Consider the following 13,574-nt stretch of genomic DNA (forward strand, 5'->3'; position numbering starts at 1 on the left):
TCCCCAATCTCATTCCACCAATAGGTCATTTAACATCTTCATTACTATACAAAACTCATTTCAAGAAATTATTCTGATTAGGAACAAAAGCCGCTTCAGATTCCGGTTCAGAGTCTCCGTCCGGATTGTTAGGGTCAATCTCCTCACCAGCTATGTCCGTAATACGGAAATAATAATCTCGATCAAGCGTCACTGCTGCGAGGTCAAATTGTGAGCCTCCATTGTTATTATTCATTATCAGATTGTAAGTCAATCCCTTATTTGCTTCACCTGTATCGTAATAATTATACGTGACACCTTTTATCTCAACACTACCGGTTGGTAATATTCCTGGCCAACTGCCAAAGAGTTCCGGTATATCATTTCCCCACGCATATATGGTTGTTTCTGCCCATCCGGACTGGTCTTCAATAAAAATGGTATAACCATCATGGATGACCACTGCATCCGGATCTATTTCCGTCCAACCGCTTTCTGTGATTTCCAAATATATGTCACGGTCAAGAGTAAAGTTCTGTGGTCCATCAAATTGTGAACCTACTCCATTATCGTTAAATATCAAATTGTAAACCAATCCCTTATTTGCTTCACCTGTATCGAAGTATTTATAGGTAATTCCTTTTATCTCAACGCTACCAGTAGGTGAAATACCGGGCCAACCTCCAAAAAGTTCCGGCAAATCATTTCCCCACGCATAAAGTGTCAGTGCATCCCAACCTGTATTGTCCATCACGAACACAGCATAACCGTCGTGGGTCACTTCACTTGGGTCTTCCGGCTCCTCAAAATAAGCATTCCAGCGGGTTACCGTTATATCAGTGCGAGTACCTACCTTAGCCGAAATTTGATGTAAAGCATCCCCATTCTGCAAAGTACGCTCTATACCTTGTGTCTTAGAAACGAAATAAAAGCCATCGGCAAGTGTCTTTCCATTAACAAAATCTTCCGGATAGAGGTATATGCCCCATTTAACATCATTGTTTGCAGCTTTCTCCATCTGCCACTTAAGGTCTCCGGAAGCAGCATCCTGACCTCCATTGAAATCGCCTGCAATATAAATTATTTCATCGGCACCAGTTCCTTGGGGCATAATCACCTCCAGCAAGATAGCATCGCTACGAAGTTCAAATTGCGGCAACTCATGGTCAAACACAATTTCCTCCTTGTCACAACTACTGATGAAAGCTACAAAAAGCAACAAAAGCCATAGCGGATTACATATATATTTTTTCATTGTTACTATTATTATAGGATGATTAATAATTAGGATTCTGTACCAGTCCCGGATTTACCATAAGGGCAGACTGGGGCAAGGGATACCACTCGTATTTGCGGTCACGTTTAGCCGGATAGCTTAAACCGTCGTCCGTGGCACGGCCAAAGAACCACCATTGCCCTTGCGTAAACTTATCGAAACGACGCAAGTCTGTACGACGACGACGCCCCTCTCCCAAGAATTCAAGTCCCCATTCACTCAACATCCAATCCATATCAAAGGATGTAAAACCAGGACCGGGCTGTTCGAGAGCCGATTTATCTGTAAAATAGCGTGTTTTAACTCTATATACCAGTTCTTTAGCACCTTCCGTATCACCTGCACGCATTTTACATTCAGCAAGAGTATAGACCACTTCACTCAAACGGAATTCCACCTCATCGATGTTTTGGAAATCAATGCCTGCACTCTCCGGATAAACCGGATATCTTACCAAACGGACACCTGAATTCGTTTCACCCCAGCGAGGTGACATGACAGTCTCCAGATTACGTCCTAAATTAAGGAATGTACCCACCTGATCCACATAAACCAAATCCTGACCGTCACGGTCGGCATCTGCTTTCAAAGCCGCACCCTTACCATAGTTGGCTTTAATAGCCCCTTTCAAAAAAATGCCTTGATAGTTTCCTGTTGTTTCATTATACACATAGTTCTGCTTACGGATATCTTTATCGTGGAAACGTTCATAAACTGCACCTAACTTATCACCGTAGTCGGTAAGAAAGCTCTTAGGATTGTCAGTACCACCATACGGCTGTACATTTCCAGAATTATCCCATGAAGGTGCCAAACATACACAATTCCATCCGCTCTGGCTGTATGTACCTCCAAAGTAATCCCAACAATTGTAAGGCATGAAAGGCATGTTACGCATCCAACCGGTATTGACCTGACCGACTTCCATCGCCAATGCCATTACAACTTCCGGACATTCTACATTGTTTATCGAATAAATATCACGATAGTCATCGGTAATACTGTAAGTACCATAATCGCCATTCAGAATATTTTGGCAAAGAGTGGCACACTCATTATAACTGTTTTGTTTGATAAACACCTCAGAATTCAGCAACAAGCGCATCTTAATCATACGATTGGCAGCTTGGTTCATGCGGTTACGAGTCTTTCCAGAACCATCTTCTTTCATAAGATCTGTAACTGACTCATCCAATTCCTGACTGATAAAATCGTAGATAATCTTGCACCCCTTATCAAAATCAGTATCTGCAGAACCAGGGATTTCCGCACCCGAAGAAATGTTCAAGGGAAGTGCTCCACCCCAAATCTCAAAGATATTGTAGTATGCCCAAGCACGCAGGGTACGTACTTCGGCAATATAACTATTCAAAGCATCCTCAGTCATGCGTATAGATGCGGGGCTGATTGCCTGCAAATCTGTAATAAGCGTATTGCAAAGCCCAATAGTAGTCCACGCATTCTCCCAAGTTTGGCGAATAATGGTTGATTCTGACGTCCAGGTATGTGAAGACAAAGCAAACTTCAATGCCTCATCCCATCCCCAAAGTCCACCGTTCCAACTGCGCCATGCCACCTGGTCGGCAGAAAACTCCTGCAAATACCAGAAGTATTCCAAATAACTATATGCAGCTTTTGAATAGATGGCTGCCACTGCCCCCTGAACACTCGTCTCATCTTGATAATAAATTCCGGCATCCACACGATCGAACACTTCCTCGTCCAAATTAGTACAAGAGAAAAGTGAACATGACATAATCATCGCCAATAACCAACGACATTTTATATATTTCATATCTTTCATATTTTTAATAATTTGTTTCTCATTTATTTAAAGCGAAGAGTCACACCTAAACTCAATTGAGTTGCTGTAGGATAAGCACTATTACTATCTACTCCCGGCTGGATACCATTCACGTCTATAATTGAAGGGTCATTACCTGAGTATCCGGTCAAGGTAAACAGATTCTTGGCAGACAGATATATGCGCATATTATCCAGTAACTTACGGTTCTTAGGAGTAAAATTATATCCCAAGGTTACATTTTCCAGTTTTATGAAGCTACCATCCTCCAGGAAATAGGAAGATATTACTCCACCACCGGTACGGATATTCTTATCTTCCAGATACGCAGAGCGAAGAACATTATCTGTACCACATCCCTGAAGCCCCATACCATATTTACGCATGTTGAATACATCAAAACCGAATGTACCGCGGAAGAATACACTCAAATCAAAGTTTTTCCAAGTCAGGTTGTTACTCCAAGACAAGAAGTGCTTGGGAGCACCATTGCCAATATAACGTTTATACTTGGCATCAGCCTGAGAAATAGGTATTTGCTCATCTTTATCATTCAAAATAAGCATATTGCCATTTTCGTCAACACCTGCATATTCATAACCGTAGAACTGCCCTATCTCTCCCCCTTCCTGCACACGGAAGAAATATTCGCTGGAACCAGTTCCCGGTTTTAAGTAAAGGTCGAGATAAGATGCCTTGTAAATATCGTTAGAAAGTTTGGTCAACTGAGTCTTTCCATAAGAATAATTGATTCCGCTCGTCCACTTCACTGCTGTTTTAGTAAGGATATCACCATCCAAAGATACTTCTATACCGGTATTTTTCGTTGTTCCAACGTTAACCAAAATAGTGGAATAGACAAAAGGCGGTTGAGGTGCCGTGTACGTATAAAGCAAGTCTTTAGAACTACGGTCAAAATACTCCACTGAACCACGTAAACGATTCCATAGAACAAAGTCAACACCCAGATTAATCGCAACGCTCTTTTCCCAAGCCAAATCCGGATTAGCATTACTAGAGGGAGCATAACCCGTTACCCAACGCCCGTCAAAGAGATAACTACCATTGGTATTGTAAGTAGAAAGTGATTTATAAGCATCAAAATCCGAACGACCGGTAATACCGAAAGAAACACGTGGTTTCAAACTGGTCAACACTTTCCGGGTATTCTTCATAAAGCCCATCTCCATCATTTCCCAAGCCAAAGAAGCTGCTGGGAAGTACCCCCACTTTTGGTTAGCACCAAATTTGGAAGAGCCTTCATAGCGCAACGAAGCCGATGCAAAAAGCATATCCTTCCAATTATAATTCAACCGACCAAAGAAGCCAATAAGTGTCGATTCAGAGCGACCGCTATATAAACTTGCCAAACCATCCTTCAGATAAGAGCCACTGCCCAAATCCCAATATTTCGTATTATCAAAAGAGAAGTCGTTGTTACTACCACCAATCTGTTCCCAGATAGACTTCTCATAAGTATAGCCCACTACAGCCTTAATATTGTGGTCGCCCAAGTTCAGTGCATAATTTCCCAACCACTCCAATCGATTGGTGTACCATTTCTGATACTTCATTTCCGCACGTCCTTTATAACCATTCCAATAGGACTCCGAACCGGCAGACGAAGCATAATATTGTTGCTTCATGTCATTGTAATGCAATGAGTAACTTAATGTTGTATTCAACAAATGCTTTTCTGTCTGCAAAATATTCAGTTTAGCCTCAGCCGTACCCAACAAATACATACGCTGGCCGTTGTTATCTCTCAAAGCAAGCTCCGCAACCGGATTGGTTGCACCCGTAGGAGAAGTAGGCTGATAATACGAACCGTCTGCATTATATACCGGCATTGTAGGATTCATTGTGAGTGCCCTATCGAAGAAACCATCATTTCCCCAGGTTTCATTTACACGACGTGCACTCAACGAACCGTTGAATTGTAAGCGATTCTCCAGTACACGCTGTTCCATAGAAAAACGACCTCCAAATTCTTCACGACCACTCACGATGTCAAGTCCATTGGCACTTTTGTAATTGAAGGAAGCACCATAGAAACCATTCTTTGTGCTACCATCAATAGATATATATTGGTTTGTGTCGTATGCTACATCACGAGTAATCAATCCATACCAGTCAGTGTCGGCTCCATAGTCTGTACCTCGTCTCGAACGACGGAATTCATCAGCCGACAGAATATCCGGAGAGGGCTTGGCTACATTAAAAGCGATGTAACTGTCATATGTGACTACCGTTTTTCCTGCTTCACCCGAGCCACGTTTCGTTGTAACCAAAATCACACCATTAGCACCTCGCGTTCCGTAAATAGCAGCTGAACCCGCATCTTTCAATACCGTAATAGATTCAATATCCTGTGCAGCGATGTTACGGATATCGCCACCTGCCACACCATCTATGACAACCAAAGGACTATTACTTGCAGAAACAGATGTTGCACCACGTACTTGTAATGAAGAACTGGAGTTAGGATTGGCAGCTGCCTGCGTATTGACATTCAAGCCCGCGACTTTTCCCGATACCATTTCCATCGGGTTATTCATAGCCCCCAAATTAAAATTTTTCTTATCCACTTGTACAATGGAACTGGAAACTTCTTTTTTACTCAATGAGCCGTAACCCACTACTACAACTTCTTCCAACACCTGCTGGTCATCATGCAAGACAACATCAATCTTATTTCTACCGGATACGTTCAGTTCCTGCGTTTGGTAACCTACATAAGAAAAAATAAGTATTGCATCAGGATTGACATTCGATAACACATAGTTACCGTCAATGTCAGTTATCACCCCCGAAGTTGTACCCTTTACCAATACACTTGCACCGATAAGACCTTCACCCGTAGCATCGGTCACCTTTCCTTGTACCTGAAGTTGTTGTGCAACAACAACACCAGTCATCATAAGAAAACTCAGTAAAAGGATCATGCGCTTTTTAAGGCATCTCTTTAGACTTTTCTTTTTCATCTTATTAGAAATTAGTTAAACAATAAATAGATTGATGCAAATGTATTATCAAAACAAACGCACGATTTGGGCTGAGATAAAAATCTAAAGTCCCGAAATAGGCAATCAACTATAAAACAACACATTACAAAAATGCTATTGCTACTAATTTCTAAATCATTTCTAAACTTTTTAAGGCAGAAGAAAGCCTCAAAAGGAGGATAAAATCAAAAAGAAGTTATTTTCATCACTCGTTCTTCAAAGTCCTCTTTACAAAGAGACTTGTTTTTTAGCTTGGAACGATAAGTATAGATGGTAGTTATGGAATAACGCAAAAATTCTGCAATACGCGCACTGTCTGTAATACCTAAACGAATCAGTGCAAATATGCGCAGTTCGGTAACAAGCAATTCTTCATTTTTAGGATGCAATTGTTCTTCAACTGGCAACAAACGATTAAATTCTTCTACAAAGTTAGGGAATATCTTAAGAAAAGATACATCGAAATTGTGATAGAACTCTTTCAACTCTTGATTTATGAAACGGCCGGACTTCAATGTACGATATAACTCCTCAAGTTTACCGGCAGCAGCCTGCTTGTTCAACATGCGGCGATATTCTTCCATCTTACTTATATAGGAGGAACTTAAACTGAGGAAACGTCCCAAATACTCTTCCTTAATGTGGTTGGCTTCCGTAAGAGTCTGATTAGTATGCAATAATCGTTCATTAGCCTCATGTTGAGACTTGTTCAGCTTCTTCAATTCACTATTCAATATACTCAATTGGGAATTGGCAGCAACAACTTCTTTACGGGCATAAGACAATTTTTTCATTTGCCATAGCACACAGAGTACTGTCAATAGAAGGAAACCAGAAAGGATACAGATGCCTGTAACAAACATTCTCTGCCGCTGTTGCTGTATTTCCTTTTCCTGCTGATAAGCACGATCTATGAGTGGAAGCATCCTGGAAGTCTGCGAACTACGCAACCGAGTGGTATAATAATTAGCATCTTCCATACTAATCTTGATATAGTGATTAGCACGTTCCAAATCGCCCATTCCATAAAGTAATTCCGCCAATGCGCACAAAGAATAATTTTCTTTCACCACTGCCCTAATATCGGCAATGGCGCTACGAATACGTGCTTCCATTTCTTTTTGCTTGTTCCCTACGACATGATAAGCAAAAGCCAGAATTGAAGTAGCTACTGCATACTCACGCGTATTAGATTTCAACCGGGGAAGGAAATCGTTTAATAAACGTATAGCTTCTTGACTTTTCCCTTGATCGATGAGTTGGGGTGCATGCACCACCGCATATCTATAAGTATCTTTTGGAACAAGGCTGATTATAGAATCCCTATACAAATTTGCCATCCGAAGATTATTGTTCACATAGTTCTGCTCTGTGGTGTACTCTGCCTGATAGAGGTATAAATTTTCAAAACAGACATAATAGTCCACTATATTTTCACCCTCCAACGTGTTACGAGGAAGCGATTTCAGCAATTCCATTGCTTCAACAAAAAGGCCCGAAGTATTTAGGATATGTACTTTATTTAATATAGAACTATTTATCCATTGCCTATTATTTAGTCGTGTGGCAATAAGAATATTTTCATTTATATAATGCAACGCAGAATCACTAATATAAGAATTATATTCGGCAAAAAGACGATTTTGTATCAGATAACGTTCCATGTCAGTAAGCTTCCCTTGATTCAACTCATCCTTTATCAAAGAGATATACCGTTCTTTTTCTTCCTCGTATTGTCTACGCATCACGATAGTCTTATCCAGAACAGACAAAAGGCTATCTATTGCAGATGCATACATACCAAGCGAACATGGCAACAGCATTATTATTAAAATCAAGATACGCATCATAGGTTAACATTGTGACATAACTTCGCAAAGTTACAATTTTCTTCTGTTATGAAAATACGATTTTAGTATTTTCTTTGGCATTATAAGTCGTACATCATAGGGATTATACATCTACCGAAATTCATATTTCCTCTACTTCGGATAGTTTTTAAAGCTTTTATGGCAGTTTTCAAACCTCCTTCTGCCTAATAATGGCTAACATTGCAACCGAAACCAAAGGTTGACATCAACATGAGAAAGACATTATTATTTTTATACCTTTTATCTCTCGGCAGTATTGCCGCATACGGGCAAACCCGCCTGACCCAAGACCCCGAACTGGAACGGCAGCTCCACGAAAGCGGACTGATACATCAACCCCTACCCCTGGATATTGAAAACTCTTTCGAAGCCAACGGCTGGAAAAAGGAAGTACTACAAAGCACTCCCCTCACCCGCTCGGCAGGAACAGAGGGATGGAGTCATTCCGGTGCAGGAAGCATGTCCTTCAGTACGGAAAAGACCGTTTCCGGCAAAGGCAGCATCAAACTGCAATTCCCCACATTCACCGGGAAAAGGGCGACCGGCTCTCCTTCCGACCCAGACTATGCCACCTACGGAAACAACAGTGTTACCTATCATCTGGACGGCGCCAATCTGGAGAAGTACAACCGCATTATATTCTCCATCTACCCCGATTGCGACGGGGCGCGTATTGTCAACATGAACCTCACGTTTCGCAATGCAGATACTCCTGCCAAGAAAGGATATAATCAGCCTTCGGGTTCACACCTCATTAACCTTATTAATAAGGAGTGGAACCAATGCTTCCTCGAAATAGACGAGTATCAGCGCGACAAGGTGATGTCCATCACCTTCAGCACAGCCCTCAAAGGCAAAGACCGGACAACAGGAGATTCAGCTATCTACTACCTGGACAATCTACAACTGCAAACGGTGAAAGCCCCTGAGAAAGTCAGCGGATGGATACCTGCCGATGGAAAAATCTCCTACTCGACAACCGGCTATGCCGCCAACCACCCTAAAACCGCCCTTATCAACACAAACCTCACCATAGATGCCGGTAAACGCTTCCAACTGCTTACCACGGACGGAAAAGTGGCTTACGAAGGAGACATCCGAAAAGAGAAAACCACTCTTGGAGAATTTGGCCTTATTGATTTCACCTCCTTCAATAATCCCGGAGAGTATCAGCTGAAGGTCGGAACATCGCTAACTCCCACCTTTCGGATTGGAGAACGGCTTTGGGAAGATTCACAATGGAAAGTGCTGAATTTCATCTTTTGCCAACGCTGCGGGCATCCAGTTCCCGGCAAGCATGCCTCCTGCCACGCAGACCTGATGTCCCGGCATGACGGACGCAGTATCTCCTACTCCGGTGGATGGCACGATGCGGGCGACTTGTCCCAGCAGACCCTGCAGACGGGAGATGTGGCTTTCGCCCTGCTCGAAGCCTATAATAAACAAAGAAACACCAACCCCACCCTCGCCGCCCGCCTGCGCGAAGAAGCGGAATGGGGAGTGGAGTTTATGCTAAAGAACCGCTATGGAGACGGCTACCGCGCCAGCAGCATGGGATTGCTAATCTGGCAGGATGGTGTATTCAACACACTGGACGACATATCTTCTGTACGCGTGCAGAACATGGCATTCGACAATTTCCTCTATGCCGGATATGAGGCGTATGCCTCCATGACGCTGGACAACGACCCGATGCAGCAGGAATATCTTCTGCGCGTGGCCGAAGAAGATTTCGCTTTCGCCATGGAGAAATTCAAGAAAGACGGTTTCGACCAGTTCGTCCAGCCTTACGAACACAGCTACAATACTTCGAAAAGCCAGTACATGGCTACCATCTCCTGGTCGGCAAGCCAATTATACAAGCTGACCGGAAAGCCTTCTTATGCGGACATCGCCGCCGAATACATCCGCTATACCCTCGACTGCCAGCGTACGGAACCGCTGAAAGACAAAGACGGGACACGCGGATTCTTCTACCGGGACAAATCCCGCAAATCCATCGTACATTACATACACCAGTCGCGCGAGCAGGTCTATATGCAGGCCATGGTGATGCTTTGCGAAACCCAGAAGGAGCACCCCGATTATCCTAAATGGGTGAATTCCATACAACTATATGGAGAGTATCTGAAAGGAATGATGAAGTATACCCATCCCTACGGCATGATTCCAAGCGGTGTTTACCATGCAGAGGAATATAAGGATACCACCAACTTCTACGCCCTCCATCTGTTTCCACCTGCCAATGCCAAGGAACTGTACACGGAACAGATTAAACGAGGAGTACAACTGGACAAAGAGCACTACATGAAACGCTTCCCCGTGTGGTTCAACATTTTCAACGGCAATACCGCCATCCATCTTTCCAACGGAAAGTCCGCCGCCATCTGCGGAAACTTCCTGAAGGACAAGGAACTGCTCAACATCGGTCTGGAACAGTTGTACTGGACCGTAGGCAAGAATCCTTTCGGACAATCCTTGATTTATGGAGAAGGACACAACTATCCGCAACTGAATACCTTCTCTTCGGGAGAAATGACAGGAGAGATGCCCGTCGGTATCCGTACCCTGGGTAACGACGATGTCCCCTATTGGCCGCAAACCAACAATGCCTGTTATAAAGAGGTATGGGTTACCTCGGCAGGCAAATGGCTGTCTCTGACTGCGGAATATTAGATAATGGAGAATTAATAACTTATAAATTACAAATTATGAAACATCTGCTTATTTTATTGTTTACGGCTTGCACCTTGCTGACGTACGCACAAGTCCCCGAAGGTTATCCGGCAAACTATGCCAAAGCTCCTCGCTTCAAGGCCTTGATTTATTACACGCAACATGCGGAAGAAGCACACGTACAATTTGCAGAACAAGCAACCACTTTCTTCAAGAAGCTCAATTACGGTGACGGCTTTGTTCTGGATATTACTACCGATTTTTCAAAATACCCATACGAGAAACTGAAAGAATACAATGTCATTATCATGCTTAACACATCCCCCAACACCAAGGCAGAACGCGATGCTTTTGAGCAATACATGGAAAACGGAGGCGGTTGGGTAGGTTTCCACGCAGCAGCCTACAACGACAAAAACACGCATTGGCCCTGGTTCGTTAAGTTTCTTGGTGGTGGGGTGTTCTATTGCAACAACTGGCCTCCCCAGCCGGTATTGGTCGAAGTCGACAACGAAGAACATCCTGTTACCAAGAATCTGCCTGCATCATTCGTGGCTCCCGCCAGCGAATGGTACCAATGGACTCCCAGCCCCCGCCAGAACAAGGACGTAGAGGTACTCTTGTCCCTATCTCCCAAGAACTATCCACTGGGTATCAAGGATGTAGTGAATTTTGGTGACTTCCCCATCGTATGGTCCAACAAGAATTACAGAATGATTTACCTGAATATGGGGCATGGTGACGAAGAGTTTATCGACGGTACACAGAACCTGCTATTAGTTAATGCTTTCCGCTGGGTAGTGAGCAAAGACAAAAGCGGTGACCCGTTCCTCAAATGAAACAACTCCCATAACAGTAATCAAAAGAATAAAATAGGATAGTATTCTTCAAATCTTCTCCAAAATACAACACTTTTATGCCGAAACAGATACCTTTTCCTTCGAAAGGTATCTGTTTCGGTTGTTTTATATAGATACCCTTGTTGGTCCCGACAAGTTGGAATGATAGTTTCCCATAGTCGAAACCAAGAGTTTTAACCTTTGAAACCAATAGTCTTACTTGTTGAAACTTTCCATATTTAGTCTTGAAACTAAAAGTTTCATGCTGAGAACTAAGATTATAACTATTTCAACGCCCCACGAAACAAGTATGCATACCATCTTTTACAAAAATTGGAAAGCGTGATGGATAGTTGTAATGTTTTTTATCTATCACGGATATCCATCACACTTTAATTAACTTATAATCAAAAGAATAATCTCTTCGCGTGACAGCATGACAGATGTTTTGCCGAAATAAACTTTGTGAGAGATACCACCACTGCCTACATATAAAAATCCCCAGTATTCCAAAAGGAAATACCGGGGACTCTTCAGAAAGAAAACCAATCTAAACTTATAACCAGCCAGGGTTCTGTGTCAAGCCACCTTTAGCTCTATCCATTTCCGACTGGTCAATCGGGAAGTACCTGAACTTCTCCGTCCAACCTTTATTACCTAAAATCTCTGTTCCTTTATCGAAACGCAGAATGTCAAACCAACGCTGCATTTCATCCATAAACTCATACCCACGCTCTTCAAAAAGAATATCCAACAACTCCTGCTTGCTCTTTCCCGCCAAGTTGATACGATGCTCTTTGTCTTTGAAAGCGCGGTCTCTGACCTGGTCGAACCAACCTTGCGCATCAGCACTGGCAGTTCCGTTGATACGTACATCAAGCTCCACAGCCAGCAGCAAAACATCGGCATAACGGTAAATACGCCAAGAGTTATAATAGTTATCCGTAGGATTCACCGTAGACGTCGTCTCCTTTCTCGGATGAATCTTATAGTGCCCCAGACCCTCGTAATTTTCCTGCTGGTCACTGACTTGGAAAGCACTTCCTGCCGGTAGTTCACCTTTGGCCACCATTTCTGCCACTTTTTTAGCCTCGTCCGCATAGACAATGACTGTTCCCTCACGGCGCGTATCACCTTCCTTAAACATGTTGTAAACAGTACTCGGCATGGTGTTCTGCCCATAACCTTCGCCTAATCCACCCTGCTCGGCACTTCTCGGGTCAACAATGTTACGACCGCCCAAAGAACGTGCAAGCCCAAACCCTTCACCGGAGTTATTGCCGGCATAACATACCTCAAAGATAGATTCCGCACACCATTCTCCGTCTTTCACCCATAAGCTTTGATAATCAGGGTTCAACTGGTATCTTCCACTGGTGATTATTTCTTTCATGTCATTCAATGCCACCTGATATTTAGTCTCATCACGATGGAACAAAATAATTTTAGCACGAAGCAGCTTGGCAGCATCCCGGCAAACGCGTCCCTGCTGTGTAGCACTGCGCTGGGGCAGATACTTAGTCACTTCGTCATCCAAGTCGCCCATCATAAACTCATAAATTTCTTCACGGGTTCCTTTGGCAACGCTATACATTTCACTGGCTGCCAGATAATGTTTGATAAGCGGGAATTGCTCATACCCCATAAACAGATGGTAATAGAAAATGGCACGGTAAAAGCGCGCTTCGGCAGAAATGGAATTGACAAAGTCTGCACTGAGGTTGCATCCGGCCAATTTGTCAATCAACAGATTGGCAGCAATGACTCCATTGAACAAGCCAAAATCCCACTCATTCCACCAAGAACCATATCCCCATGCACCGAAACAAGAAGTCGCGTCATAGGTAAAAGTATCCCATTTCGTCTTGTAAGACCCCTCACCGATACCACCGCCGGTTTCGGACTCATCACCCAGCAAAGAAGAGTAAGACCAAACCTCCGGCATACGGGTCTGCATTTCATTCATCACGGCATACAAGCCCTTCATCATATCGTCTTCCGTCTTATAGAATTCGGTTTCTGACACCTGAGTTCTCGGATTCACTTCCAGAAAATCTGAACAAGCTGTGGTCGACAAAGCCATCGCACCCAAAGCCAATACCTTTAATATCTTATTCATTGTAT

The 13,574-nt window shown here is 43.2% G+C and carries 7 protein-coding genes; 2 read left to right on the forward strand and 5 right to left on the reverse strand.

Features of this window, described 5'->3' with window-relative positions; translation table 11 throughout:
- Positions 1–55 precede the first annotated feature (55 nt).
- The 4 genes from EYA81_RS04095 to EYA81_RS04110 form a co-directional block, all read right to left on the reverse strand.
- Positions 56–1,234 (reverse strand): hypothetical protein, encoded by a 1,179-nt coding sequence (locus EYA81_RS04095; RefSeq protein ID WP_131225382.1) that lies wholly within the window; start codon positions 1,232–1,234, stop codon positions 56–58.
- 22 nt (positions 1,235–1,256) lie between these two features.
- On the reverse strand, positions 1,257–3,050 hold the full coding sequence (locus tag EYA81_RS04100) for a RagB/SusD family nutrient uptake outer membrane protein (protein ID WP_119992891.1): 1,794 nt from the start codon (positions 3,048–3,050) through the stop codon (positions 1,257–1,259).
- 32 nt (positions 3,051–3,082) lie between these two features.
- On the reverse strand, positions 3,083–6,043 hold the full coding sequence (locus EYA81_RS04105) for a SusC/RagA family TonB-linked outer membrane protein (protein ID WP_131225383.1): 2,961 nt from the start codon (positions 6,041–6,043) through the stop codon (positions 3,083–3,085).
- A 206-nt stretch (positions 6,044–6,249) separates the two neighbouring features.
- A complete protein-coding gene (locus EYA81_RS04110) occupies positions 6,250–7,914 on the reverse strand; it encodes a DUF6377 domain-containing protein (protein ID WP_131225384.1) in 1,665 nt (554 codons plus the stop codon).
- 231 nt (positions 7,915–8,145) lie between these two features.
- Here EYA81_RS04110 and EYA81_RS04115 point away from each other — a divergent pair, with 231 nt between their 5' ends.
- The gene (locus EYA81_RS04115; protein ID WP_117703653.1) at positions 8,146–10,611 is read left to right on the forward strand and encodes a glycoside hydrolase family 9 protein; all 2,466 of its coding nucleotides are present in this window, start codon (positions 8,146–8,148) and stop codon (positions 10,609–10,611) included.
- Between the two features lie 35 nt (positions 10,612–10,646).
- Positions 10,647–11,450, forward strand: a complete 804-nt coding sequence (locus EYA81_RS04120) for a ThuA domain-containing protein (RefSeq protein ID WP_117703652.1) — start codon at positions 10,647–10,649, stop codon at positions 11,448–11,450.
- A 556-nt stretch (positions 11,451–12,006) separates the two neighbouring features.
- On the opposite strand, the gene EYA81_RS04125 is transcribed toward EYA81_RS04120, so the two are convergent.
- Positions 12,007–13,569, reverse strand: a complete 1,563-nt coding sequence (locus EYA81_RS04125) for a RagB/SusD family nutrient uptake outer membrane protein (protein ID WP_098031944.1) — start codon at positions 13,567–13,569, stop codon at positions 12,007–12,009.
- Between the last annotated feature and the right edge of the window lie 5 nt (positions 13,570–13,574).

The sequence above is a fragment of the Bacteroides sp. A1C1 genome (assembly GCF_004328515.1).
In the GTDB taxonomy this organism is placed as follows: Bacteria; Bacteroidota; Bacteroidia; order Bacteroidales; family Bacteroidaceae; genus Bacteroides; species Bacteroides uniformis.